The sequence below is a fragment of the Rhizobium sp. WSM1328 genome, from assembly GCF_057653715.1.
On the sequence record NZ_CM172788.1, the window covers coordinates 4,285,349 to 4,309,676 of the forward strand.

Below are 24,328 nucleotides of genomic sequence, written 5' to 3' on the forward strand. Positions count from 1 at the left end.
AATCGACAGTGACCGCTTAGCGTGAAGACTCAATAAGGCGAGCCGCAGATAGCAGTCTGGTTCGTGCCGATGTTGCCCCTCACCCTAACCCTCTCCCCGTAAACGGGGCGAGGGGACGTGCCCAGCGAGACGTTAGCGACGGACGGAGAGGTTGCGGCTATTCCCCTTCGCCCCGCGAGCGGGGAGAAGGTGCCGGCAGGCGGATGAGGGGCAGGCATCGGGTGATGCCGGATTTCCAGGGAGACCATCGCATTTGAACATATTGGGCTTGAGCAATGAGGAATGGACGGCGATCCTGCTCAGCCTGCGCGTCTCGATTGTCGCCATGTTGGCGAGCCTGCCCTTCGGCATCCTCGTCGCCCTGCTGCTTGCCCGCGGCCGCTTCTGGGGCAAGTCGGTGCTGAATGGCGTCGTTCATCTGCCGTTGATCCTGCCCCCGGTCGTCACCGGTTTTCTTCTCCTCATCCTGTTCGGCCGCCGCGGTCCGATCGGCAGCCTGCTCGACCAGTATTTCGGCATCGTCTTGTCTTTCCGCTGGACGGGTGCTGCACTGGCCTGCGCCATCATGGCCTTTCCGCTGATGGTGCGCAGCATCCGCCTGTCGATCGAGGCGGTCGACCGCAAGCTGGAAGAGGCGGCCGGAACGCTCGGCGCCGGCCCTGCCTGGATCTTCCTGACGATCACCCTGCCGCTGACCCTGCCCGGCATCATCGCCGGCATGATCCTTTCTTTTGCCAAGGCGATGGGCGAATTCGGCGCAACGATCACCTTCGTCTCCAACATTCCAGGCGAAACCCAGACGCTGTCGGCGGCGATCTATACCTTCACCCAGGTACCTGGCGGCGATGCCGGCGCGCTCCGCCTGACGTTCGTCGCCGTCGTCATTTCCATGGCCGCCCTGCTCGCCTCCGAATTCCTCGCCCATCTCGCAGGCCGGAGGATCGATCCGGAATGACGCTGATCGTCGAGGCAAAACAGCGGCTCGGCGCCTTTTCGCTCGATGCCGCCTTCACCTCCGAACGTGGCGTCACCGCGCTGTTCGGCCGCTCCGGCTCCGGCAAGACCTCGATGATCCGCATCATCGCCGGCCTTGCCCGCCCGGACCAAGGCCGCGTCGTCCTCGACGGCGAGCCCCTGACCGAAACCGCAACCGGCATCTTCGTCCCGAAACATCGCCGCCGCTTCGGGTATGTCTTCCAGGAAGCGCGGCTTTTCCCACATCTCAGCGTTCGCGCCAATCTGTTCTACGGGCGATGGTTCGCGGCGAGAACGGCGCGCGGCGAGAGCTTCGACCACATCGTCGACCTGCTCGGCATCGAGGCGCTGCTGGAGCGCAGCCCCTCGAAACTCTCAGGCGGCGAGAAGCAGCGCGTCGCCATCGGCCGCGCGCTTCTCTCCTCGCCGCGCCTGCTGTTGATGGACGAGCCGCTCGCCGCCCTCGATGAGCTGCGTAAGGCCGAGATCCTGCCTCATCTCGAGCGGTTGCGCGACGAGACCGACATCCCGATCGTCTATGTCAGCCACTCGATCGCCGAGGTGGCGCGGCTGGCAAACCAGGTCGTCGTCATGCGTGACGGCAAGGTGGAAGCGACAGGCCCCGCCGTCGACATATTGAGCCGCCCCTCCACCATCTCCGACCGGCGCGAGGCCGGCGCACTGCTGGAAGGCACAGTGGAAAGCTTCGATGTGAGTCATCGTCTATCGACGGTGGCGCTGAAATCCTGTCAGCTCCATATTCCGGGCGCTGCCCTTGCGCCCGGCAAATCGGTCCGCATCCGCATTCCCTCCCGCGATGTCATGCTGGCGACCGCAAGACCCGAGGGGCTCAGCGCGCTGAATATCCTGGAAGCAAGGATAGAGGGGATCTCGTCGACCGAGGACGGAACGGTGGAAATCCGGCTCGATTGCGGCGGCGATATCATTCTTTCCCGGATCACGACGCTGTCCTGCGAGCGTCTGGATCTTCGACCGGGAAGGGCGGTCTTCGCCGTCATCAAGACAGTTGCCCTGGAGGCCTGATCAGTTGCGCTCGCCCTGCTGCATGTTGCGCTTGGCCTCGAGCCAGGCGAGGTCCTCAGCAAGGCTGGTCCGCACCGTCTTTTCCATCCGACGGAAACGCTCGAGCAGTTCCTCGCCGAACGGCGTCAGCACCGCACCGCCGCCCTTCTGCCCGCCGCGCTGCGATTCCACCACCTGTTCGTTAAACATCCGGTTCATCTCGCTGACCAGCAGCCATGCCCGCCGATAGGACATGTCCATCGCCCGCCCGGCCGCCGAGATCGATCCGGTCTGGCGGATATGCTCCAGCAGTTCCATCTTGCCATGGCCGAGACGATCCTCATCCGGGAAGCTGATTCGCAGAACGGGCACGAGTGTTTTTGCGGCTGAGTCGGTCATTGAATCTGGAGATCGTGGAATTTGCCGCACTTTACGCTGCGGCATGGAAACTGTACACCGCCCGCACGAGGCCGCCCCGAGCAGTCAAATACTTCAATTCGAACGGCAGATCGGATTTTCGGCCGTTCTGTACCTTAGCATGTCTTGAAACATTAATGGTTTGATGCCTATCTTAACCATGATCCGGTCGCGATCGGATCTGTGTTGTGCATAGTTTGTCATTCCAGGAAAGGGAAAGCACTGACAACAGTACACGCCAAGGGAAAAACGTTCGCCGTTATCCCGAAGAGTGCGGAACGTGGCGCCGATGCCGCCGCCCGTGCCCTAGAAACCGTCCTCGCCAGCCTCGAGGACTCCAAAGCTGAAGATATCGTCACCATCGACATTGCCGGAAAATCGGCGCTGGGAGACTACATGATCGTCGTCTCCGGCCGCTCGAACAGGCATGTCATGGCGATCTCGGATCACCTGCTCACCGACCTCAAGGACGACGGCCTCGGTACGGCCCGCGTCGAAGGTCAGGAAGGCGGCGATTGGGTCCTGATCGACACCGGTGACATTATCGTGCATGTGTTCCGTCCCGAAATCCGCGAGTTCTACAACATCGAAAAGATGTGGGCGGCTCCGGATATGGATGAAGAAACACGGCACTGACAGGCGGGCCGGCATTTTGTCCGGCGCCTGAGACGTGGCATTGGCTGGCCGGCAAACATCACAAGCCGGCCGGTGGCGTAACGTGCGCCCGATGTGCTGCATGAGCGGGAGCGGATGAATGCGAATAGGTCTTTTTGCGGTGGGACGGCTGAAGTCCGGCCCAGAAAAGGATCTTGCCGCCCGTTATTTCGACCGTTTCGCCAAGGCCGGCCCTGCCGTCGGCCTCGAATTGACCCGCGTTGCCGAAGTTGCCGAAAGCCGGGCCTCCAATGCGGAGACCCGCAAGCGCGAAGAGGCGGCGATGCTTCTGAAATCGCTTGCCGATGGCAGCATCCTCATTCTTCTCGATGAACGCGGCAAAGCGCTCGACAGCGAATCCTTTGCAAACCTGCTCGGCTCCTATCGCGACCAGGGCAAACGCGAGCTGACCATCGCGATCGGCGGCGCCGACGGCCTCGATCCCTCGCTTTACGACCGTGCCGACGCGACGCTGTGCCTGGGTAAGATGACTTGGCCGCACCAACTCGTGCGCACGCTGATCGCCGAGCAGCTCTATCGTGCCGTCACCATCCTGTCCGGTCACCCCTATCACCGCGTCTGATGCCGCATCGGCCTGATGCGTCGGCCCGATACCCCGGCAATGCGTCGCAATGTCACGCAGCCGTGTTTGCTTGGCCACCCGTTCTCCTGCAAACCTTATGGCAAAGTGCACCAAATCAGCTTAGTCTCCGCGCGATTTGAGAAAGTGCCCCAACACGCATGTCGAGAGCATCCACCAGGCGACACCGCATGATCCTGCCGGCTATCGCGGCCGGCGTCGGTGTGGCGGTGATTGTCGTGTCGGCAAATCCGTTCATCGTCCGGGCGCAGGATGCCGCGCCCGAGGCGGCACAATCCGCACCGCAGCCGGCAGCCGAGCCGCCGCCGCCGCCCGATCCGGCGGCCGAACTTGCCGCCAAGCGTGATCAGACCCGTGCCGAACTCGAAACCCTGTCGAAGACGATCAGCCTCTCCACCGACAAGGTGAGCGCGCTTCAGCAGAGCATCGCCGATCTGGAAAAGAGCACGGAAAGCGTCCGCCAGGCACTGATCGATTCCGCTGCCCGCCGCAAGGCGCTCGAAAAGCAGATCCTCGAAAGCGAGAAGAAGCTTGCCGATCTCGGCGTCAAGGAGGATGGCATCCGCCGTTCCCTGCACGAGCGCCGCGGCTTGTTGGCCGAGGTGCTGGCAGCACTCCAGCGCATGGGCCGCAACCCGCCGCCCGCTTTGCTCGTCACCCCTGATGACGCGCTGGCCTCCGTGCGCAGCGCCATTCTGCTCGGCGCCGTCGTGCCCGGCATCCGCAAGGAGACCGATAAGCTTGCCGCAGACCTCGCAAGCCTTGCCGCATTGCAGACCGCAAGTGCTGCCGAGAAGGCCTCGCTGACCGGGACGATGACTGATGGCATCGAGGAAGAGCGGCGCATGGACCTGCTGCTTGCCGAAAACGACAAGCTCAGCCGCAGCAACGCCGCCGAACTCGGGGCCGAAAGGAAACGTTCCGAGGAACTGGCAGGCAAGGCGACCAGCCTCGAAGGCCTCGTCGCCTCGATGGAATCCGAGATCGCTTCGGTGCGGGATGCCGCCGCTGCCGCCCGCCTGGCCGAGGAGAACCGCAAGCTTATGACGGACGAGCAGCGCGCCCAGGCCAAGGCGCTTGCCGACAGCGGCGTGCCCGATAAAAACCGCATTGCGCCCGCATATCCCTTCGGAGAATTGAAGGCGAAATTGGAGGTGCCCGTTACGGGTGATATCCTGCGCCAGTTCGGCGACGCCGACGGCACCGGGCACGAGGCCATGGGAATGACGGTCGCCACCAATCCAGAGACAGTGGTGACGGCGCCTGCGGATGGTCTGGTGGTTTTCGCCGGCGCATTCCGCAGTTACGGCCAGATGATCATCCTCGACACGGGTGATGGATACCACCTGGTTCTCTCGGGAATGGATACGATCAATACCCGTCAGGGAAAATTCGTTTTCTCCGGCGAGCCGCTTGCCGTGATGGGCGCGAAAAGAGTGGCAAGCGCAACTGCATTGGCGCTGGAAACGAACCGGCCAACGCTTTACATTGAATTTCGAAAGGACGGTAAACCGGTCGATTCCCGGCCGTGGTGGACCGCCAAAGACACTGGAAAGGCACGCAATGATTCGTAGGGCTTCTCTTGTTCTGGTCGGCGCATTGATGGGTGCGACCGCAATGAGCGTCATTTACTCGGCGGGTGTGCCGGCAGAAGCGGCCGGATCCTCGACCTACAAGGAACTTTCGGTTTTCGGAGATGTCTTCGAGCGTGTGCGTGCGCAATATGTGACACCGCCTGCGGAAGACAAGCTGATCGAGAACGCCATCAACGGTATGCTCTCCTCGCTCGATCCGCATTCGAGCTACATGAATGCGAAGGACGCCGAGGACATGCGCACCCAGACCAAGGGTGAGTTCGGCGGCCTCGGCATCGAAGTCACGATGGAAGACGAACTCGTCAAGGTCATTACCCCGATTGACGATACGCCCGCCGCCAAGGCCGGTGTTCTCGCCGGCGACTACATCTCCGAGATCGACGGCCAATCCGTGCGCGGCCTGAAGCTGGAAGACGCAGTCGAGAAGATGCGCGGCGCCGTCAACACGCCGATCAAGCTGACGCTGATCCGCAAGGGTGCCGACAAGCCGATCGAGCTGACGATCGTCCGTGACGTCGTCGCCGTCCAGGCAGTCAAGTCGCGTGTCGAGGACGATGTCGGTTATCTCCGCATCATCTCCTTCACCGAGAAGACCTATCCTGACATGGAAAAGGCGATCAAGAAGATCAAGGACACCGTTCCGGCCGACAAGCTGAAGGGTTATGTTCTCGACCTGCGCCTCAATCCGGGCGGTCTGCTCGACCAGGCGATCAACGTCTCCGATGCCCTGCTGCAGCGCGGCGAAGTCGTTTCGACCCGCGGCCGCAATCCGGATGAAACCCGCCGCTTCAATGCCGGCCCGGGCGACCTGACGGATGGCAAGCCGGTGATCGTGCTGATCAACGGCGGTTCGGCTTCCGCATCGGAAATCGTCGCCGGCGCTCTTCAGGATCTGCGCCGTGCCACCGTTCTCGGTACGCGCTCCTTCGGCAAGGGCTCCGTCCAGACGATCATCCCGCTCGGCGAAAACGGCGCGCTGCGCCTGACCACAGCGCTCTACTACACGCCGTCGGGCCGCTCGATCCAGGGCACCGGCATCACCCCCGACATCAAGGTCGAGGAGCCGCTGCCGCAGGAACTGCAGGGCAAGATGGTGACCGAAGGCGAATCCAGCCTGCGCGGCCACATCAAGGGCCAAAGCGAGACGGACGAAGGTTCGGGCTCCGTTGCCTACGTCCCGCCGGACCCGAAGGACGACGTTCAGCTGAATTACGCGCTCGACCTCCTGCGCGGCAAGAAGACCGATCCGGCCTTCCCGCCGAATCCTGACAAGGCCGTCGTCGCCAAGTAATCGATCACGTCAAGGCCGGGCACCTCGCCCGGCCTTGACCCTTTCTGCTGTTTCCCGGTTTTGGAGCGGGCGAAAAATTGGGAACGGACCTGCATACGCCTCTGGGCCGCAACCGCAAAACCGGCCGCAAGCGTCCGGGTTTTCTGCGCCTTGGCCGCATCGCCGCCAGTCTTTGCCTTTTCGCCATAGGCGGCTTTTCCCTCTATACGGCGTTTCGCGGTGATGGGCTCGAACGCACCAAACCGCCGGCGGCCGAACAAGCCGCACCCCCCCCTGCCAATACGCCTCAGCCGCCGACGGCCACCACGGGCCAAACTGCTGACGGCATGCCCCGCGCCGACCCGCGCTCGGGCGCCAATGTCGAGCAGATGGTCACCGGCGACGGCTCGGTCGTCACCAAATACAGTCCCCGCCCGCGTGACGGCGGCGGGCCGGTGCTGGTCGACGCCATGCAGATCGGCCAGGATCCGCGCATGGCAGCCCAACCCAATGATGCGCTGCTCGAAGAGACGCCTTTTGGCAGGCTGCCTATCGTCGGCCCGGATGGCCGGCGGCCGATGGATCAATATGCGCGTCCTTCGTCCGGCGCGCGCGGCGTCCGCATCGCCATCGTCGTCAGCGGCCTCGGGCTCAGCCAGACCGGAACGCAGCGCGCCATCGCGGAGCTTCCGGAGGAGATCACCTTCGCTTTTGCTGCAAGCGGCAACAGCCTGCAGCGCTGGATGCAGGAAGCCCGCCGCGGCGGTCACGAAATCCTCCTCCAGGTGCCGCTCGAACCCTTTGATTACCCGGCGAACGATCCGGGCCCCGAAACGCTGCTGACCACGAAACCTGCCGCCCGCAACATCGAAAACCTGCACAAGGCGATGGGCGAGATCACCAACTATACCGGCGTCATGAATTATCTCGGCGGCCGTTTCCTGTCCGATCCCGCCGCCATGGAACCTGTCATGCGCGACATCGGCAAGCGCGGGTTGCTGTTTCTCGACGACGGCACTTCGGCGCAGTCGAAGACGGCGGCAATCGCCAAGGGAACCGAACTGCCCTATGCCTTCGCCGACCTGCAGCTCGACGGCCAGCTTGATATCAATGCCGTCCTGAAGAAGCTCGACGAACTCGAGCGCATCGCCCGCAAGAACGGTCAGGCGATCGGCGTCGCCTCGGCTTTCGATGAGAGCGTTGACGCCATCGCCAAATGGAGCGAGGAGGCCGCGATGCGCGGCATCGAGATTGTCGGCGTTGCCGCCCTTTCCAACGACCCCCGGAATCCTTGAGAGTATCCTTGAGAAGAATTCCTGAACGGAGAAGATGATGAGCCAGGCGACCGTGAAAGCCGAGGATCTGCCCTACCGCCCCTGCGTTGGCGTGATGATCCTGAACCGCGATGGCCTCGTCTGGGCAGGACGGCGCATCGCCGACGGCAATTCCGAATATGACGGCTCGCCGCAGCTCTGGCAGATGCCGCAGGGGGGCATCGACAAGGGCGAGGATCCATTGGACGCTGCCTACCGCGAGCTTTACGAGGAGACCGGTATGAAGACGGTGACCCTGCTTGCCGGAGCGAGAGACTGGATCAACTATGATTTGCCGCCGGCACTGATCGGCATCGGGCTCAGGGGGAAGTTCCGCGGCCAGACACAGCGCTGGTTCGCCTTCCGCTTCGATGGCGACGACAGCGAGATCGCCATCAATCCGCCGCCTGGCGGCCATGAGCCGGAATTCGATGCCTGGGAATGGAAGCCGATGCGGCAGCTGCCGGGGCTGATCGTGCCCTTCAAGCGCGCCGTCTATGACCAGGTGGTGGCCGAGTTCCAGCATCTGGCAGCACTACAATCGGAAGACTGATCGATACAGCACGATCGCGATTGATCAGGTCCGTTTTTGATTTCAGCAGATGGAAATGAGGGCCACCGGTTTCGATCCGGTTTGATGCAGCCGATCGCGGAGGACGGCAGCTGATAATTCGAGAGGTAACACCGGCCGCCATCGGCGGCCGGCATCTCTTTCGAGTATTATTCGGCTTCGTTGGCGGAATCGGCGTTGAGCTGGCCGTATTTGCTCTCGCCGATTTTCCCGAGCAGGTCGATCTGTGTTTCGAGGAAGTCGATATGACCTTCCTCGTCCGCCAGCAGCTCCTCGAAAAGTTTCATGGAAACGTAGTCGCCGGCGTCATGACAGATATCGCGCGACTTTTTGTAGGCCGCGCGAGCGTCGTACTCGCCGGCAAGATCGGCTTCCAGAACTTCCTTGACGTTCTGGCCGATGCGCAGAGGTGCAAGGGTCTGCAGATTGGGATGGCCTTCGAGGAAGATGATGCGTGCAACAAGCCGGTCGGCATGGTGCATCTCTTCGATGGATTCGGCGCGCTCCTTCTTGGCGAGCTTGGTATAGCCCCAGTCCTCAAGAAGACGATAATGAACCCAGTATTGGTTGACCGCACCGAGTTCGAGGAACAATGCCTCGTTAAGCCGCTCGATGACCTTTTTGTCGCCTTTCAATGTCCGCTCTCCTGTTTTCCTCATGGAATTGTTTCAAGCGGGACATGAAATCAAATATTTCGGTCTCCGTCGAGTGGCGACGGGCGTGATATTCCTCGGTTGTCTGGATAATGATGTCGACGACGTTGGGGAAACAGCCGCAGCAGCGGCCGCGTTTTTCCATGGCGTGGTAGACTTTCGCAGGCACGATGAGCTGCCAACAGTCTTCATCGAGAAGGTTGGTGATAACCTCCCGGATTTCCTTATCGGTTATATAATTGCAGCTGCAGACAAGCACGTCTTCATTCCAAACATGACACTGACTATCGTGTTTTCTGCTAAAGAAGATGGTGGCTGTCAAGAAAAAATTCGAGTCCCACAGCGTCAAACAGCGATGTACGGTGAGGCCTCCATGCATGTTGTTCGGGATTATGCAGCGGTTTCAGGATGATGACGCCATAAGCCAAATGAAGGTGCGCCGCATGGTCTCGATCGGTGCGATGCATTTTTAATGAAAGTTGCGTCCGCGCGGCATCACCTCAGCGGTTTCCGCCGCGCCCGCATGGCGGCCTGTGGCAACCATGCGTTTTTCCGGGTCCGCCGTTTCCTGCGCATTTACAAGCTTTTTCTGCCGCTGATCGGCACCCGGCCTCAGCACCTCGTCTGCTCGCTCGCAGACTCCGAAACGCCGGACCTCGCGTTGCAGGATACCGAGTGCCGGCGTCATGTCCTCGATATGCTCGACGACGGTATGGATCACCCCGCTCTGGCATTGCAGCCTGCCGCGGATTTTCACCAGCCGAGCGCCCATCACGACCGAGCGGTATTTGTCGAACATTTTCGACCAGACGATCGCATTGGCCACGCCGGTCTCGTCTTCCAGCGTCATGAAGATCACGCCTTTGGCCGAACCAGGCCGTTGGCGCACCAGCACGAGGCCCGCGATCGTCACCCTCTTTCCGTTCGCGACCTTCAACAGATCGACATTGCGTGTGATGCCGGCCTTGCGCAATTCCTCACGCAGGAAGGAGACGGGGTGCGCCTTCAGCGACAGTGAGAGATAACGATAGTCCTCGATAACCTGCTCTCCGGGCAGCATTTCCGGCAACTTTGCCGCAGGCTCGGCCTGGAGGTCGACATGACGAACCTGCTCGAAAAGCGGCAGCTCCTCGGTCGCACTCCTCACATCCAGCGCCCGCACTGCCCAGAGCGCGTCGCGTCGTGACAGTTTGAGGGATCGGAACGCATCGGCATCCGCCAGTCGCTCGATGACCGATTTCTGCAGACCGGACCGCAGCCAGAGATCACGCACCGAGCTGTAGCCTTCGCCGCGATGGCTGACGAGCCGTTCCATATCGTCTGTCGAAAGGCCCTTGATCTGCCGGAAGCCGAGCCGCACCGCATGCCGGGTCTTGATGATCTCGCGCATCTCATGATGCCGAAAATCGATAGCATTCCGATCGAAAGCGGCCTCTTCCAGACCGCAATCCCAGTTCGAGTCATTGATATCGACCGGCAGGATCGCTACCCCGTGCTCGCGTGCATCCCGCACCAGCTGCGCCGGCGCATAAAAGCCCATCGGCTGGGAATTCAGCATCGCCGTGCAGAAGACGTCGGGATAATAGGCCTTGAGCCATGAGGAGGCATAGACGAGCAGTGCGAAGGAGGCGGCATGGCTTTCCGGGAAACCGTATTCGCCGAAGCCTTTGATCTGGTTGAAACATTGCTTCGCGAACTCCGGATCATAGTCCTTTGAAACCATTCCCTCGATAAACCGCTTTTCGAAGTTGCCGATCGTACCCGTTCTCTTGAATGTCGCCATCGCTCTGCGAAGCTTGTCGGCTTCCGCCGGTTTGAAGCCTGCGGCGGTAATGGCGATCTGCATGGCCTGTTCCTGGAACAAGGGCACGCCGAGGGTTCTTTCCAGAACCGTTTCCAGCTCCTTGCTCGGATATTTGATCGGAATGTTCTTGGCCCGCTGCTCCCGGCGCTTCAGATAGGGATGCACCATGTCGCCCTGGATCGGTCCTGGCCGCACGATCGCCACCTCGATGACGAGATCGTAGAACACCTTCGGCTTAAGACGCGGCAGCATGCTCATCTGCGCCCGGCTTTCGATCTGGAAGACGCCGAGCGTATCGGCCCGGCCCATCATCTCGTAAACCGGCTCGCCTTCATCCCCATGCTCCTTGTTGCCGAGGTCTGCGAGCGTCTTCTTCACGTCGTAATGCAATTCAAGCAGCGAGAAGGCCTTCCGCAGGCAGGTCAGCATGCCGAGCGCCAGCACATCCACCTTGAGGATCTTGACGTTATCGAGGTCGTCCTTGTCCCACTCAATCATGTAGCGATCCGGCATCGCCGTCTTCATGATCGGTACCACCTCGTCGAGCCTATCGCGCGTGATGACGAAGCCGCCGACATGCTGGGTGAGGTGGCGCGGGAAGCCGAGAAGTTCGGTCGCATACTGAAGAACGTTTCGGGTCACCGGATCCTTGATGTCGAGACCCGCCGCCTTCGCGTCCCGCTCCAAGAGATTATCCTCCGACCAGCCCCAGACGAGGCTGCTGATCGCCGACTGGACATCCTCCGACAGCCCAAAGGCCTTGGAGACCTCGCGGCCCGCCGAGCGCGTACGGTAGGTGGTCACCCCCGCCGTCAGCCCAGCATGTTCTATGCCGTATCTTTTATAGATGAACTGGATGACCTCTTCACGCCGGTCATGCTCGAAATCGACATCGATATCCGGCGGCTCGTCCCGGTCCATCGAAATGAAGCGATCGAAGAGAAGCGTACTCTTTTCAGGATTGACTTCCGTTATCTCGAGGCAATAGCAGATGACCGAATTTGCCGCCGATCCGCGCCCCTGACACAAGACCTTAAGTTCATAGCGGGCGTGCTGGATAATCCTGTGAACCGTCAGGAAATAAGAGGCATATTTCTTTTTTTTAATGAGATCGAGTTCATACTCGATCTGTGGCGCCACCTTGGGCGGGATACCCTTGGGATAGCGTCTTGCGGCTCCCGCTCTCGTCAGCCTTTCGAGAGTCTCCTGCGGCGTTTCACCAGGATCGTTTTCCGGCGGATAATTGTGCTCCAGTTCCTTCAGCGAAAAGGTCAGCCTGTCGAAGAATGTCTGCGTATTCTCGATCGCATTAGGATACTCCCGGAAGATCCGGGCCATTTCACGTGAATCCTTGAGGTAACGTTCAGCATTCGGCGCCAGCAGGAACCCGGCTTGCGATATCTGCACATGCTCCCGGATCGCGATCACGACATCCGAAAGCGGCCGGCGTTCAGGATGATGGTAAAGCGGCTGGTTGGTTGCAATCAGCGGCACACGGTTTCGAGCGGCAAGCATGGCAAGCACCGCAAAGACCTGCCTGTCGCGGCCATCATAGGCTGGCGCCAGCGCCATATAAAAAGCCTTGCGGAAGCGCCTGCGAAACCGTTCCAGGTAATCTTCCAGCGTCGGCTGACCCGCCTGATGACCGACAAGGGTGCGATCGGGAACGAGAGCAAGCATCATCTCGTCCCCCCATTCCATGAGTTCCGCTTCCGTCAGAATGCAGCTTCCCTTGACCGCTTCCTCCTTCAGATTGCCGGCGCTCAGAAGACGGCAAAGGTTCGCCCAGCCTCGCCGGCTCCGGGGATAGGCGAGGATATCAGGCGTTCCATCGGAAAAGACGAGACGGGCGCCCGGCTGAATCCGGATAGGATCGAGGATCTCCTCCTTTTTTCCTTCCTTCTTCGCTTGGGCCAGAATCGCATCCTTGTTCTTGTATCTCTCCTCAAGCTGCTCCGCCTGCGCATGCGCCCGCACCACGCCGGCAACCGAATTCCGGTCCGCAATCCCGAGACCGCCGAGCCGTAGACGAGCAGCCTGCACGACCATCTCCTCCGGGCCGGAGGCGCCTTCAAGAAACGAGAAATTCGTCCTTGTGCCGATCTCGAAGAGTGCGCGCGCGATTGTCATGCGAACACGCCATGCATGAACCAGCGAGGATCAAGCGCCTGACCATAAAAGCCCCGCCGATAGATCCAGAAGCGATGTCCGGTCTCATCCTCGATGCGGAAATAGTCGCGCGACTCGGCGTCATTCCCATCGATCCACCATTCCATGGCGATCCGTTCCGGCCCTTCGCTTCTTGCCACCTGATGCTGAATGCGCCGCCAGCGGAAGATCTGCGGCGGACCATCGGGCACTTCGGCAAGGATGGTCTCGACGGGCTCTGGCGTTGCAAAGAGCCGCAGCGGGCGCTCTTCGCGGAAAGGAAGCTGGATGTCCTGCGCTGCCTTCCGCCTGGGAAGGCTCTCCATCACAGGAACCGTGATGACGGCGCGTTCCGGAACATGGCTCTCGCGGAGCTGGAAGCTTTGCAGGCAATCCGCACCAAGTCGGGCCGAGACCCGGTCGACGAAGGCCGAAAGCGAGACCTCTCCCTGACGGTCGCCCTCGAAATCACCCTGCGCCTCGTTGAAGGGATCGTGCCGCAACACATTCAACCGCAGGATCTCGAAACCATAGCCGGCATCGAGATCGTCATAGACCGCCTGCAATCGCTCGGAAAAAAGTCCGGCGATGAACTTTGGTTCGCGAAGCGGCTGCGAAGCGCCGACGGAGATACGAAAGACCCTGCCGTCGACGCGGAACAAGACCAGTTCGAACACCCGCCCGCCAGCACCCCGCGCCTCCAGCGACGGCTGCAGCGATAAGGCGACCTGCCTGGTGACGGCAAGGATCTGTTCTTCCGTCCCGATGGGCTCGATCAGCCGGCTTTCGGCCGAGAGGCTGGCAACAGGACGCCGGGGCGAGACCGGCTCCTCTTCACGTCCCAGCGCCTGGTCGAGACGCAGAAGCAGCTCCGGGCCGAACCGGCGGGTCAATGGCGCTCGCGGCGCATCGATGACGTCGCCGATATATTTCAGACCGAGCTTCTTCAGAGCATCGACGGTCCGTCCTTCCAGCCGCAAGGCTGCAACCGGCAAGGACACCAGCACATGTTCCGTCTCTTCGTCCTCGATCACGCCGCCTTGCCCGAAGCGGGACGCGGCCCAGGAAAGGCCGGGTGACGATGAGATCGCGCCGCGGGCATCGAACCCCATATGAAAAAGCCGCGACAGCACATCCCGAAGAAGCGCCTTTTCACCGCCGAAAAGATGGGCGCAGCCGCTAATGTCGAGAAACAGGCCGTCCTTGCCGTCGAACGCCACCAGCGGCGTATAACGGTCGCACCAGTCGGCAATTGCCTCCAGCAACCGGCGGTCGACCGCCGGATCCTCTTCCGCGACCTCGAGCATGGGGTACATGGCGCGCGCTTCGGCAACGCCGAGCTCCTTCCTCAACCCCAGCCTCTCGGCCAACTCGTCCAGTGCCGTTAGCCGCATGGCATTGTTGAGCTTGCCGGAACAGACGATAGGCGGCGTCTCAGGACGCCCTTTCGAACGCCAGGAGAGCCCCCATCGCTTGCGGGCGATGCGGTCCGTTGGCAGATGCGGGAAGCTGAGCGCCAGAATGCGCTGACTGTTCGCCTGGAGGACGAACGAGGTTTGGTTCGGCGACAGGGAGAAATTCGCGTTCATGGGGATTCCACTCCAGAAGAAAGGAGAGCGGGGCCGGATTTCGGCTCTTCTCCAGCGTCAGACGGAAAATCGGATTGCCGATGCTGCCGGAAAGTGTCGATCCATCCGGCAACGACCGCAGAGCGGACGGGGCCGGTTCGACATGCAGACGGAAGGCCGCACTGCTTGCCTCCTCCGCCCCGGCCTGACGGACAAGAAAGAGCGGACGGCGGGCAGCATGCGCCCTGAGACTGAGCCTGCGGCTTTCGGTCAGGCCGAAATGGGCGGGATTGCCCCGGACTTCAAAGATGACGGCCGAGAAGGCAGCACTTTCCACCGCCACCTCCGCCAGCCAGAGCGCCTCGTCCAGCTTGCGCGGCGCGGCATGGAGAAACCGCTCCGGGCTCAGCCCGAAATCCCGAAGCCCGGGAGCATAGGGACGGCCGGCCTCCAGCGTGCCGACGGCATCGCCGATCCAGAGCAACGGCAGAAGGCGGCCGGCATCCGCCTCCTGTTTTTGCAGCCGCGCGGCAACAGCCATCGCCAGCCCGCTTGCAGCACCGGCATCGCGAGACAGAGCGGAACGGAATTCGGTGATCGCATCGAGCGGCAAGCCGCCTTCCAGGGCGCCGTCGAGCAACTCCACCCCAAACGCCAGGGGCGGCAGAATGCGCTCCTGGCGGGTCTTACGTCCTTCTGCCAGGGCTTCCCGCTCCGCTGCGGCAAGTGCCGGCGCGAGTCTTCCCTCCAGTCTGGCGATGGTTTCGCGGAGCGCAAAAAGCCGCTCGCGCGCCAGGGCGTGCTGCGCCATGGCGTTCTCCGATCCGTCTTGTTCCTGTTATGTTCTTATAGATTCCAGAGAGCTAATGAAGAGTCAACGGCCATTTTCTATGAAAATATTCCTGCCTTTGATTCCGCACTCGAAAATCGGCGATAAAGGTTCTATATGGGCCCGCAAAGGAAGGAATATTCATGGCCCGCATAGACCAGAGCGATGATTGGCGGGACCGCCATGCGCCGACGATCAGCGCCTTCGAGTCGCTGGCGATGGAGGCCTATAGCCATCTGCCGGATGAATTCCGCCAGCTGACGACCAACCTCACGATCGAGATCGAAGATTTCCCCGATGACGACGTTTTCGAGGACATGGCGCTGGAAACCCCTTTCGATCTGCTTGGCCTTTTCGAGGGCAGGGGCATTTCCGAACGTTTCACGGTGGAAACCGGCGAGATGCCGAACCGCATCCGCCTCTACCGCCGCCCCATCCTCGATTACTGGGCTGAGAACGACGAGACGCTCGGCGATATCATCACCCACGTCCTGATCCACGAAATCGGCCACCATTTCGGGCTGAGCGACGATGACATGGAGCGGATCGAGGCAAGCGCCGAGGAAGCAGCCGAGCGATAGAGCGCCGCGCGTCCAAGGACGCGCTAAGGACGCTCTATCACTTTCAATCACGCATAATCCTTTCCGAAAATCGATTACGATTTTCGGGGTTATGCGCTAAAACCTCACTGCTCGGAGAGTTTCATCTCAGGATCGTAATCCTTGCCTTCGACATGTTTGACGACGGCCTGGCCGCACTGCATCGCGCCGATTGCGGCATTGAAGGCATAGGTCGGGGAGCCCTCCAGCGACCAGCCCTTGTTGAGGGCGGCGGTGACCTTATGGCAGAAGGAAGCATCGTCAGGACCGGTCAGGAAGCGGTAGAGTTTCATCACATCGTCTTTCGTGCTGCAGCCTGGCGGGCTGCGATCAGGCGGGCTTTATGGACCAGACTTTCCGCCTGGACAAGATGCAGCCGCTCGACCATCCGCCCGCCTGCATTGATGACGTTCAGCCCATCGGAAGCGGGGTCGGCAAAGGCTGACATGATCGCCTCCGCTTCCGCAATCGCTGCCGGATCCGGACCGAAATGGCGGTTGGCGGGCTCGATCTGCGCCGGATGGATCAGCATCTTGCCGGCAAAGCCCATGGCCCGGCCCTGCAGACATTCGGCATCAAAACCCTGTTCGTCCCTGAAATCGTTGAAGACGCTGTCGATCGCATCGAGCCCGTAGGCGCTGACAGCAAGGACGACCTGCATCAGCCACGGCACGAGATAGTTCCTCCCTGGCTGTGGAAGCACGCCGGTTTCCTTGCGCAGGTCGTTGAGCCCGACGACCAGGCAATCGAGCCGCGAGCCCGGCGTGCGCCCGGCTTCGGTGATAACAGCCGCATTGAGGATGCCGCGCGGCGTCTCGATCATCGCCCAGATGCGCAGATCTTCCGGCGCATCCGCCTCGGAGAGAAAGTCACTGAGCGCCATGACATCCTGCGGTTCGTCGACCTTCGGCAGCAGCACGGCATCAGGAGCAAGCGCCGTCACCAGCTCCATGTCCGCCAGGCCGAAATCGGTGGACAGGCTGTTGATACGGATGATCCGCTCCTTGCCTTCGAGCGGTCGAGCCGAAAAGAAATTCCTCAGGTTTTCCCGCGCTTCCGCCTTCTTTTCCGGCGCCACGGAATCCTCGAGATCGAAGATCACCGCATCGCAATCGACCGCATGGGTTTTTTCGAGGGCGCGGGGATTGATGGCAGGCACGCTCAGCACCGAACGGCGCAGGCGCATGGAGCGGGTCGTGGGGTTTCGGCTCATGGCGAATTAGTGCCAAGCTTTGAAAGCCGAAGCAAGCAGCCCACCCCAGAACATCTAGCAGAACAACAAAAAGCCATGCTTGCCTTGCAGAGAGGAAGGAGAAGGACCACATTCCTTTCCGAAGAAAGGTCTAACCATGCAGAACATTCGCTCCATCTTCCTCATGCTTGCCGGCGCCACCGTTTTCGTGGCCATGCTGCTTTTCACCTTTTCGGTGACGCTCGCCGTCGGCGGCATCCTGACCGTGCTCATGGTCGGACGTGCGCTTTCGATGAAGATGAAGCCCGTTCCGGTCCGCGCCAAGGCAAACAACGGTAAGCGTGAGATGCGCGTGTGGAACGACGGCCGCGGCACGATCATCGATCTCTGATCACCGGATTTTCCAAAAATTTTGACCGACACTGTCGGCTCCAGATTCCATCATGCGTCCTTGAAACAGCCAGGCATTCCGCCGGCTCGTGAAAAACGTATGGAGGACGAGCATGGATACGACGACAGAGAGCAACTCGACCAAGATGCCGCCGGTCAAGAATGGCCTGCTGCCTTATCTGACGGTCGATGGCGCGGTGAAAGCTGCGGAATTCTACAAGAAGGCTTTCGGCGCCGAAGAGGCATATCTCGTGCCGGTCGACGAGAGCGGCAGAACGATGCATGTGCATCTCTACATCAACGGCAGTTCCCTGATGTTGTCGGACGCCTATCCCGAATACGGCCATGCCTTCAAAGGCCATGAAGGCTTTGCCATCCAACTGGTGATCGATGATATCGATTTCTGGTGGGATCGCGCGGTTGCCGCCGGCGCCGAAGTCGTCATGCCGGTCGAACTGATGTTCTGGGGCGATCGCTATGGCCAGCTTCGTGATCCGTTCGGCGTCCTCTGGGGGTTGAACGCACCGTCCAAATAAGGGACAGGCCGCAATCGGCGGACCGCGCGAAACGTCGCGTGGCCGCCATCTGTGAAAGATTCTCCTTCATTTCGGCGAAAAACTGGACTAGATGCAAATTCAGAAAGTAGATTTGCTGAAATGGAGCATAGGTCATGGATAAATTCGTGAAGCTCACGGGCGTTGCAGCGCCGCTGCCGGTTGTCAACGTCGACACCGACATGATCATTCCGAAGGATTATCTGAAGACGATCAAGCGCACCGGCCTCGGCACCGGCCTCTTCGCGGAGGCTCGTTATAACGAAGACGGCTCAGAAAACCCGGATTTCGTGCTGAACAAGCCGGCCTATCGTGATGCCAAGATCCTCGTTGCCGGCGACAATTTCGGCTGCGGCTCCTCGCGCGAGCACGCGCCCTGGGCGCTTCTCGATTTCGGCATCCGCTGCGTCATCTCGACCAGCTTTGCCGATATTTTCTACAACAACTGTTTCAAGAACGGCATCCTGCCGATCAAGGTCAGCCAGGAAGATCTCGACAAGCTGATGGACGACGCCTCGCGCGGCTCCAACGCCGTCCTGACCGTCGATCTTGAGAATCTTGAGATCACCGGCCCCGATGGTGGTTTGATCAAGTTCGATCTCGACGAGTTCAAGCGTCACTGCCTGCTGAACGGCCTCGATGACATCGGCCTGACGCTGGAAAAGGGCAAGGCGATCGACAGCTTCGAAAAGAAGAACGCTGCTTCGCACCCCTGGGCAGCCTGAACCTATCCAATCGGTTACCGATCAAGCCGGGCCTTTCGCCCGGCTTTTTCTTTGGTTGGGTCAAAGAAATTTTTCTTTCCAGCCCCTGAGTTTTTCGAGCGACACGCCGATGCCGCCGCAGACTTCGATAAGCGGATTATCGAAGCGCTGAAGCAGCCCGGCATGTACATCGGCAACCGCAAGGGCCGCACCGCAAGCCGGCTCGACCAGAATGCGCTGCGCATCAGCAAATTTCAGGCAGGCGGCAACGGCATCGGCGTCGCTGACGACAACACTTTCGATCGGATGCTGCTTCGGCAAGTCGAAGACATGCTGCGCCACCTGCCGCGCCCCGAGCGAATTGGCAATCGAAGTAATGGCGGGAAGGGTGATACGCTCATTCGCCTTGAGGCTGGCGTTCAGCGAGGCCGCCCCCTCCGTTTCGACGGCGATAACAGGCACATCGGAAAGCCCGTTGCGCTTCAATCCCTCGACAATGCCGGCAAGCAGCCCGCCGCCACCGACGCTGGTGATGACGCAATCGAATTTTGCCCCCTTCGCCACCACCTCGTCGATCAGCGTGGCATGGCCATCCCACAGAAGCGGATGGTCGAAGGGGTGAACATAGGTTGCCTTGCGGCTCCGGGCGAGTTCGACTGCATGAGCATTGGCCTCATCGAAAACCGAACCATGAACGAGGACATTCGCACCCGTTGCGGCAATCGTCTGCCGGACATCGGCCGCCGTCGTCTCCGGCACGACGATCGTGACCGGCACACCGAGCGCCCGGCCGGCATAAGCCGCGGCAATGCCGGCATTGCCGCCGGAAGCGCAGAAGATCTCGCGCGCCCCATTTTCCACCTCGTGCTGGCAAAGCCGGCCGACGCCGCGCAGCTTGAAGCTGCCGGAAGGCTGCAGAGCATCGAGCTTCAGCCAGAGAGGTTTGCCGCTGGCGCTATAGCCAGGTGCCGTCTGAACCAAGGGCGTGTCGAGATGGAGAGGTACGAAAGGCATGGGAACCATCCAGGATAAAGATAGGGTAACCGTTTAATCCGTTTGCGGACGCAGGAGCAACCGTCACTGCTCAGAGCGAAGCGTACCGATTCACCGCTTCTGTCGCTTGAAATGCCCAATTCCGGGGTCTAAGAAACCGCAACTTGTTTTTCCCAGGAGGGTTTCATGACAGCGCGCAATCTTTTCCTGCTGCCGGGTGACGGCATCGGTCCCGAGGCCATGGGCGAGGTCCGCAAGATCATCGCCTATATGAACGAGGCGATGAATGCCGGTTTTGTCACCGACGAAGGCCTTGTCGGCGGTTGCGCCTATGATGCGCATGGCGCTGCGATCTCGGAAGCCGACATGCAGAAGGCGATTGCCGCCGATGCCGTTCTGTTCGGCGCCGTCGGCGGCCCGAAATGGGATAGCGTGCCTTATGAAGTGCGCCCGGAAGCCGGCCTGCTGCGCCTGCGCAAGGATCTGCAGCTCTTCGCAAACCTGCGCCCCGCCATTTGCTATCCGGCCCTTGCTGCGGCATCGTCGCTGAAGCCGGAGCTGGTCGAAGGCCTCGATATCCTCATCATCCGCGAGCTGACGGGCGGCGTCTATTTCGGCGAGCCGAAGGAAATCATCGACCTCGGCAACGGCCAGAAGCGCGGCATCGACACGCAAGTCTACGATACCTACGAGATCGAGCGCATCGCCGGCGTCGCCTTCGAAATGGCCCGCACGCGGCAGAATCGCGTCTGCTCCATGGAAAAGCGCAACGTCATGAAGTCGGGCGTGCTCTGGAACCAGGTGGTGACCGAAACGCATAAGGCGAAATATTCCGACGTCCAGCTCGAACACATGCTGGCCGATGCCGGCGGCATGCAACTGGTGCGCCAGCCCAAACAGTTCGACGTGATCGTCACCGACAATCTCTTCGGCGACATGCTCTCCGACGTCGCCGCCATGCTGACCGGTTCGCTCGGCATGTTGCCATCGGCCTCGCTCGGCGCGCCTGACGGCAAGACCGGCAAGCGCAAGGCGCTTTACGAGCCGGTGCACGGCTCGGCCCCTGACATCGCCGGCAAGGGTATCGCCAATCCGATCGCCATGATCGCCTCCTTCGCCATGTGCCTGCGCTACTCCTTCAATCTGGTGAAGGAAGCCGACGATCTGGAAAAGGCGATCGCCAACGTGCTCGACAAGGGCATCCGCACCGGTGACATCATGGCCGATGGTGCAAGGCAGGTCGGCACCATCGAGATGGGCGACGCGATCCTCGCCGAGTTCAAGACGCTTTCCGCCTGATATTTCACGTGAAACAGTTCCGGCCCTTCGCAGGATTCTTGCGGAGGGCTTTTTTCTCAAGACCGCGAGCCCTATCGGCTCGGTCGAATTATCCCAAGCAGACTATCCTCGGCCACAATCTCGTGTATTTTTGCGCCGGATTTTAACCAGTGCATAACCTCGAAATCGGAATCGATGTTCGGAAAGCATTGTGCGCCAATTCAAAGTGATAGAGCGTCCTTAGTGCATCCTGTTGGACGCGCGGCGCTCTAGAGCAAAATTCGAACGGACGACGGAATGCGGGCATTTTGGGCTTCCCTAAACAGGCGCTGGCACCGGAGCAATGCCGGCATGCCGCCTTTGCGCTGGCAGACCTGCCTTTTCATCACGCTGAATGCCGTGATCCTTTCCATGCTGCTCTTCGATGCACCGATCGGCGCCAGCAAGGCTCCTGCACCGGTGAAGCACCTCGGCGAAATGCTGACCGGTTTCGGCAATTCCGCCTGGCTGATCTACACCAGCATCCTGCTGTTCTTTCAGGGCCGGGCAGGCTACAAGCTTGTGAAGACAGCGCGCTCCAAGGCGCAGGCGCTCTATGTCAGCTGGATCGGCGCTTATCTCTTCATCACGGTCGTCTTCTCCGGGCTTCTCGCCAATCTGCTGAAGCGGGCGATCGGCAGGGCACGTCCCGATCATTTCCATGACTACGGTATGTTTTCCTTCACGCCCTTTTCGGGCCATTCCGCTTTCGAAAGTTTCCCGTCCGGCCATTCCACCACGGTCGGCGCCTTCTTCGCCGCCTTCGCCCTGCTGTTTCCACGCTACCGTGTTGCCTTCATAGCCTGCGCCATCTGGCTCGCCATGACGCGTGTCATGGTCGGCGCCCATTATCCGAGCGACGTCATCGCCGGCCTTGCCTTCGGCGCCTGGTTCTCGCTGCTGACGGCGATCGTCTTTGCCCGCTGCGGCTTGCTCTTCAAGCTGGCGCCGGATGGCTGGCCGCTCTCGAAGCGGCTGTTTCGCACTGCATGATTCAAAATGTTACAGCGTCCTTTGCGTCCGAAAAGACGCGCGGCGCTGTAATATGCAAAAGCCCGGCGCCTTGTGCGCCGGGCCTTTTCTAAGCAAGGATTGGCTCAATCCGCCGCTCAATCCATGGCGTGGATATCCCTGTTCTTCGTTTCCGGCAGGAAGATCAAGCCGATCACCAGCGTGATCGTCGCAAAGACGATCGGGTACCAGAGACCGTAGTAGATATCGCCCGCGGCAGCGCTCATCGCGAAGGCCGTCGCCGGAAGCAGGCCACCGAACCAGCCGTTGCCAATGTGATAGGGCAGCGACATGCCGGTATAGCGGATGCGGGTCGGGAAAAGCTCGACCAGCAGAGCGGCGATCGGGCCGTAGACCATCGTCACATAGAAGACAAGGACGAACAGCACGGCGATCGTGCCGATCCAGTTAACGCGAGCCGGATCGGCGACCATGGCGAAGGTGCCGCCATTGGCGATATTGTAGACCGTCATGTCGGTGACGCCATTGGCCTCATCCGCGGTCAGCAGCTTGGTCTCGACCAGCTTGGCCGCAGGCACGGTTTCCTTCTCGCCGGCGCGCACGGCATCGGCGTTGAGCGACAGCTCGGGATTGGCTGCGATGAAGGCGTCGAGCTTGGCATCCGGCACCTTGACGGCGCCGCGGTTCAGCGGATAGCCGGCATCGTGGAGCGCGATGTTGACGCTCTTTTCGAAGGCGGCGGTCATCCCCTTCGCCTTGTCGCCGGCAGCGACGACGTCGAAGCTTGGGATCGTCGCGTTGCCGACCTTCACCGTTGCCGGCTGTCCGGCGGTACCGGGCACAACGTCGTAAGGCACCGAGTTCCTGGTCAGGAACGCCGTTGCCACGTCGCAGGAACTGGTGAACTTCGTCGTCCCGGTCGGGTTGAACTGGAACCTGCAATCAGCCGGATCGGCCGTCACCGTTGCCCGAATCGAAGCCTGCGCTTCGGCAAGCGCCGGGTTCGCCGTCCAGGTCATCGCCTTGAACAGCGGATTATAGGTCACCGCCGCAATGAAAAGGCCTGCCATGATGATCGGCTTGCGGCCAATCTTGTCGGAGAGACCGCCGAAGATGACGAAGAAGGGCGTGCCGAGGAGAAGTGCGATGGCCACCATGACATTGGCCGAAAACAGGTCCACCTTCAGCACGTTCTGCAGGAAGAACAGCGCATAGAACTGGCCGCCGTACCAGACGACCGCCTGGCCCATGGTGGCGCCGAGCAGCGCGATGATCGCGATCTTGGCATTTTTCCACGTCCCGAAGGCCTCGGTCAGCGGCGCCTTGGAGCCTTTGCCTTCTGCCTTCATCCGCTGGAACGCCGGCGATTCGTTCATCCTCAGGCGGATCCAGACGGAAATGCCGAGCAGGACGACCGAGACCAGGAACGGAATGCGCCAGCCCCAGGCGGCAAACTGAGCCGCACCCATCAGATATTGAACCAGGACGATGACGATCAGCGACAGGAACAGGCCGAGCGTTGCCGTCGTCTGGATCCACGAGGTGAAGTAGCCGCGGCGCCCGTTCGGCGCATGTTCGGCGACATAGGTGGCCGCGCCGCCATATTCACCGCCCAGCGCCAGACCCTGGAGCAGACGGAGCGCGATCAGGATGATCGGGGCTGCGATACCGATCGTGGCGGCACCCGGCAGGATGCCGACGAGGAAGGTCGACAGACCCATGATCATGATCGTCATCAGGAAGGTGTATTTACGGCCGACGAGATCGCCGAGACGGCCGAACACCAGCGCGCCGAAGGGGCGCACCAGGAAGCCGGCGGCAAAGGCGAGCAACGTGAAGATGTTACGCGTTGCCTCGGGATATTGGGTGAAATAGGTCGCGCCGATATAGGTGGCGAGCGAACCATAGAGATAGAAATCGTACCATTCGAAAACGGTGCCGAGCGAAGAGGCGAAGATGACCTTCTTCTCCTCACCGGTCATCGGACCGGCCTTTGCGCCGTCGATGCTTGCGACATTTGCCATTGTCTGTCCTCCACAGAGTGATGATCACGCGCGCGACCTACTCTCCTCAAAGCATACCCCTGGCCGCGACACGCCTGACGGGAGTGTGCCAGAAACGACAGATCAAAAAGAGAGAGGCTTTCGGATTATGACTTTAGTCTAAGAATGACGCGCGGTTCTCAT

General features: G+C 60.8%; 24 protein-coding genes. 14 read left to right on the forward strand and 10 right to left on the reverse strand.

Annotation, left to right across the window (positions count from 1 at the left end):
- Positions 1 to 253 precede the first annotated feature (253 nt).
- On the forward strand, positions 254 to 955 hold the full coding sequence (modB, locus tag AC2444_RS21255) for a molybdate ABC transporter permease subunit (protein ID WP_012759486.1): 702 nt from the start codon (positions 254 to 256) through the stop codon (positions 953 to 955).
- The gene (modC, locus tag AC2444_RS21260; protein WP_012759487.1) at positions 952 to 2,019 is read left to right on the forward strand and encodes a molybdenum ABC transporter ATP-binding protein; all 1,068 of its coding nucleotides are present in this window, start codon (positions 952 to 954) and stop codon (positions 2,017 to 2,019) included. Before modB ends, modC begins: the two co-directional genes overlap by 4 nt.
- Here modC and AC2444_RS21265 read toward each other — a convergent pair whose 3' ends face one another.
- Positions 2,020 to 2,397, reverse strand: coding sequence for a winged helix-turn-helix domain-containing protein (locus AC2444_RS21265; protein ID WP_012759488.1), 378 nt, complete (start codon positions 2,395 to 2,397; stop codon positions 2,020 to 2,022).
- 210 nt (positions 2,398 to 2,607) lie between these two features.
- On the opposite strand from AC2444_RS21265, the gene rsfS reads away from it, so the two are divergent.
- From rsfS to AC2444_RS21295, 6 genes are all read left to right on the forward strand, one after another.
- Positions 2,608 to 3,051 (forward strand): ribosome silencing factor, encoded by a 444-nt coding sequence (gene rsfS, locus AC2444_RS21270; RefSeq protein ID WP_003589592.1) that lies wholly within the window; start codon positions 2,608 to 2,610, stop codon positions 3,049 to 3,051.
- A gap of 118 nt (positions 3,052 to 3,169) precedes the next feature.
- Positions 3,170 to 3,652: a 23S rRNA (pseudouridine(1915)-N(3))-methyltransferase RlmH gene (rlmH, locus tag AC2444_RS21275; RefSeq protein ID WP_012759490.1), complete on the forward strand. Its 483-nt coding sequence runs from the start codon at positions 3,170 to 3,172 to the stop codon at positions 3,650 to 3,652.
- A gap of 188 nt (positions 3,653 to 3,840) precedes the next feature.
- Positions 3,841 to 5,244, forward strand: a complete 1,404-nt coding sequence (locus tag AC2444_RS21280) for a murein hydrolase activator EnvC family protein (protein ID WP_012759491.1) — start codon at positions 3,841 to 3,843, stop codon at positions 5,242 to 5,244.
- Positions 5,234 to 6,556, forward strand: coding sequence for a S41 family peptidase (locus tag AC2444_RS21285; protein ID WP_017995549.1), 1,323 nt, complete (start codon positions 5,234 to 5,236; stop codon positions 6,554 to 6,556). Before AC2444_RS21280 ends, AC2444_RS21285 begins: the two co-directional genes overlap by 11 nt.
- Before the next feature lie 77 nt (positions 6,557 to 6,633).
- Entirely contained in the window at positions 6,634 to 7,830 is a 1,197-nt protein-coding gene (locus tag AC2444_RS21290; protein ID WP_012759493.1) for a divergent polysaccharide deacetylase family protein, read from the forward strand.
- 37 nt (positions 7,831 to 7,867) lie between these two features.
- Positions 7,868 to 8,401 (forward strand): RNA pyrophosphohydrolase, encoded by a 534-nt coding sequence (locus AC2444_RS21295; RefSeq protein WP_012759494.1) that lies wholly within the window; start codon positions 7,868 to 7,870, stop codon positions 8,399 to 8,401.
- A gap of 167 nt (positions 8,402 to 8,568) precedes the next feature.
- Here AC2444_RS21295 and bfr read toward each other — a convergent pair whose 3' ends face one another.
- From bfr to AC2444_RS21320, 5 genes are all read right to left on the reverse strand, one after another.
- The gene (gene bfr / locus AC2444_RS21300) at positions 8,569 to 9,054 is read right to left on the reverse strand and encodes a bacterioferritin (RefSeq protein WP_012759495.1); all 486 of its coding nucleotides are present in this window, start codon (positions 9,052 to 9,054) and stop codon (positions 8,569 to 8,571) included.
- Entirely contained in the window at positions 9,020 to 9,451 is a 432-nt protein-coding gene (locus AC2444_RS21305; protein ID WP_113546691.1) for a (2Fe-2S)-binding protein, read from the reverse strand. The genes bfr and AC2444_RS21305 overlap by 35 nt, the downstream gene beginning before the upstream one ends.
- Before the next feature lie 90 nt (positions 9,452 to 9,541).
- The gene (locus tag AC2444_RS21310; RefSeq protein ID WP_012759497.1) at positions 9,542 to 13,006 is read right to left on the reverse strand and encodes an error-prone DNA polymerase; all 3,465 of its coding nucleotides are present in this window, start codon (positions 13,004 to 13,006) and stop codon (positions 9,542 to 9,544) included.
- Positions 13,003 to 14,418 (reverse strand): Y-family DNA polymerase, encoded by a 1,416-nt coding sequence (locus AC2444_RS21315; protein ID WP_245461226.1) that lies wholly within the window; start codon positions 14,416 to 14,418, stop codon positions 13,003 to 13,005. Before AC2444_RS21315 ends, AC2444_RS21310 begins: the two co-directional genes overlap by 4 nt.
- A 40-nt stretch (positions 14,419 to 14,458) precedes the next feature.
- Positions 14,459 to 15,403, reverse strand: coding sequence for an ImuA family protein (locus AC2444_RS21320; RefSeq protein ID WP_012759498.1), 945 nt, complete (start codon positions 15,401 to 15,403; stop codon positions 14,459 to 14,461).
- A 161-nt stretch (positions 15,404 to 15,564) separates the two neighbouring features.
- Here AC2444_RS21320 and AC2444_RS21325 point away from each other — a divergent pair, with 161 nt between their 5' ends.
- Positions 15,565 to 16,002 carry a metallopeptidase family protein gene (locus AC2444_RS21325; protein ID WP_003543974.1) on the forward strand — a complete coding sequence of 146 codons (438 nt, stop codon included), beginning with the start codon at positions 15,565 to 15,567 and terminating at the stop codon, positions 16,000 to 16,002.
- 104 nt (positions 16,003 to 16,106) lie between these two features.
- Here AC2444_RS21325 and AC2444_RS21330 read toward each other — a convergent pair whose 3' ends face one another.
- Both AC2444_RS21330 and AC2444_RS21335 read right to left on the reverse strand, forming a co-directional pair.
- Positions 16,107 to 16,313 carry a DUF1737 domain-containing protein gene (locus tag AC2444_RS21330; protein ID WP_012759499.1) on the reverse strand — a complete coding sequence of 69 codons (207 nt, stop codon included), beginning with the start codon at positions 16,311 to 16,313 and terminating at the stop codon, positions 16,107 to 16,109.
- On the reverse strand, positions 16,313 to 17,233 hold the full coding sequence (locus AC2444_RS21335) for an HpcH/HpaI aldolase/citrate lyase family protein (RefSeq protein WP_113546688.1): 921 nt from the start codon (positions 17,231 to 17,233) through the stop codon (positions 16,313 to 16,315). The genes AC2444_RS21330 and AC2444_RS21335 overlap by 1 nt, the downstream gene beginning before the upstream one ends.
- Before the next feature lie 136 nt (positions 17,234 to 17,369).
- On the opposite strand from AC2444_RS21335, the gene AC2444_RS21340 reads away from it, so the two are divergent.
- The 3 genes from AC2444_RS21340 (at position 17,370) to leuD (ending at position 18,881) form a co-directional block, all read left to right on the forward strand.
- Positions 17,370 to 17,603: a hypothetical protein gene (locus AC2444_RS21340; RefSeq protein ID WP_012759501.1), complete on the forward strand. Its 234-nt coding sequence runs from the start codon at positions 17,370 to 17,372 to the stop codon at positions 17,601 to 17,603.
- 112 nt (positions 17,604 to 17,715) lie between these two features.
- Positions 17,716 to 18,138: a VOC family protein gene (locus AC2444_RS21345; protein ID WP_012759502.1), complete on the forward strand. Its 423-nt coding sequence runs from the start codon at positions 17,716 to 17,718 to the stop codon at positions 18,136 to 18,138.
- A 134-nt stretch (positions 18,139 to 18,272) separates the two neighbouring features.
- Entirely contained in the window at positions 18,273 to 18,881 is a 609-nt protein-coding gene (leuD, locus tag AC2444_RS21350) for a 3-isopropylmalate dehydratase small subunit (RefSeq protein ID WP_012759503.1), read from the forward strand.
- A 60-nt stretch (positions 18,882 to 18,941) separates the two neighbouring features.
- Here the strand turns inward: leuD and AC2444_RS21355 are convergent, their stop codons facing one another.
- On the reverse strand, positions 18,942 to 19,874 hold the full coding sequence (locus tag AC2444_RS21355; RefSeq protein ID WP_012759504.1) for a pyridoxal-phosphate dependent enzyme: 933 nt from the start codon (positions 19,872 to 19,874) through the stop codon (positions 18,942 to 18,944).
- A gap of 165 nt (positions 19,875 to 20,039) precedes the next feature.
- Here AC2444_RS21355 and leuB point away from each other — a divergent pair, with 165 nt between their 5' ends.
- On the forward strand, positions 20,040 to 21,152 hold the full coding sequence (gene leuB / locus AC2444_RS21360) for a 3-isopropylmalate dehydrogenase (RefSeq protein ID WP_012759505.1): 1,113 nt from the start codon (positions 20,040 to 20,042) through the stop codon (positions 21,150 to 21,152).
- Positions 21,153 to 21,428: 276 nt separating this feature from the next.
- A complete protein-coding gene (gene lpxE, locus AC2444_RS21365) occupies positions 21,429 to 22,163 on the forward strand; it encodes a lipid A 1-phosphatase LpxE (protein ID WP_487762899.1) in 735 nt (244 codons plus the stop codon).
- Positions 22,164 to 22,279: 116 nt separating this feature from the next.
- Here the strand turns inward: lpxE and AC2444_RS21370 are convergent, their stop codons facing one another.
- On the reverse strand, positions 22,280 to 24,166 hold the full coding sequence (locus AC2444_RS21370; RefSeq protein WP_012759507.1) for an MFS transporter: 1,887 nt from the start codon (positions 24,164 to 24,166) through the stop codon (positions 22,280 to 22,282).
- Positions 24,167 to 24,328 lie beyond the last annotated feature (162 nt).

Bases quoted from the DNA above. Each gene is read 5' to 3' on its own strand.
- modC (WP_012759487.1), top strand. From the start codon at position 952: ATGACGCTGATCGTCGAGGCAAAACAGCGGCTCGGCGCCTTTTCGCTC.
- AC2444_RS21265 (WP_012759488.1), bottom strand. From the start codon at position 2,397: ATGACCGACTCAGCCGCAAAAACACTCGTGCCCGTTCTGCGAATCAGC.
- rlmH (WP_012759490.1), top strand. From the start codon at position 3,170: ATGCGAATAGGTCTTTTTGCGGTGGGACGGCTGAAGTCCGGCCCAGAA.
- AC2444_RS21280 (WP_012759491.1), top strand. From the start codon at position 3,841: ATGATCCTGCCGGCTATCGCGGCCGGCGTCGGTGTGGCGGTGATTGTC.
- AC2444_RS21285 (WP_017995549.1), top strand. From the start codon at position 5,234: ATGATTCGTAGGGCTTCTCTTGTTCTGGTCGGCGCATTGATGGGTGCG.
- AC2444_RS21295 (WP_012759494.1), top strand. From the start codon at position 7,868: ATGAGCCAGGCGACCGTGAAAGCCGAGGATCTGCCCTACCGCCCCTGC.
- AC2444_RS21305 (WP_113546691.1), bottom strand. From the start codon at position 9,451: ATGCATGGAGGCCTCACCGTACATCGCTGTTTGACGCTGTGGGACTCG.
- AC2444_RS21310 (WP_012759497.1), bottom strand. From the start codon at position 13,006: ATGACAATCGCGCGCGCACTCTTCGAGATCGGCACAAGGACGAATTTC.
- AC2444_RS21315 (WP_245461226.1), bottom strand. From the start codon at position 14,418: ATGCGGCTAACGGCACTGGACGAGTTGGCCGAGAGGCTGGGGTTGAGG.
- AC2444_RS21320 (WP_012759498.1), bottom strand. From the start codon at position 15,403: ATGGCGCAGCACGCCCTGGCGCGCGAGCGGCTTTTTGCGCTCCGCGAA.
- AC2444_RS21325 (WP_003543974.1), top strand. From the start codon at position 15,565: ATGGCCCGCATAGACCAGAGCGATGATTGGCGGGACCGCCATGCGCCG.
- AC2444_RS21330 (WP_012759499.1), bottom strand. From the start codon at position 16,313: ATGAAACTCTACCGCTTCCTGACCGGTCCTGACGATGCTTCCTTCTGC.
- AC2444_RS21335 (WP_113546688.1), bottom strand. From the start codon at position 17,233: ATGAGCCGAAACCCCACGACCCGCTCCATGCGCCTGCGCCGTTCGGTG.
- AC2444_RS21340 (WP_012759501.1), top strand. From the start codon at position 17,370: ATGCAGAACATTCGCTCCATCTTCCTCATGCTTGCCGGCGCCACCGTT.
- AC2444_RS21345 (WP_012759502.1), top strand. From the start codon at position 17,716: ATGGATACGACGACAGAGAGCAACTCGACCAAGATGCCGCCGGTCAAG.
- leuD (WP_012759503.1), top strand. From the start codon at position 18,273: ATGGATAAATTCGTGAAGCTCACGGGCGTTGCAGCGCCGCTGCCGGTT.
- AC2444_RS21355 (WP_012759504.1), bottom strand. From the start codon at position 19,874: ATGCCTTTCGTACCTCTCCATCTCGACACGCCCTTGGTTCAGACGGCA.
- leuB (WP_012759505.1), top strand. From the start codon at position 20,040: ATGACAGCGCGCAATCTTTTCCTGCTGCCGGGTGACGGCATCGGTCCC.
- lpxE (WP_487762899.1), top strand. From the start codon at position 21,429: ATGCGGGCATTTTGGGCTTCCCTAAACAGGCGCTGGCACCGGAGCAAT.
- AC2444_RS21370 (WP_012759507.1), bottom strand. From the start codon at position 24,166: ATGGCAAATGTCGCAAGCATCGACGGCGCAAAGGCCGGTCCGATGACC.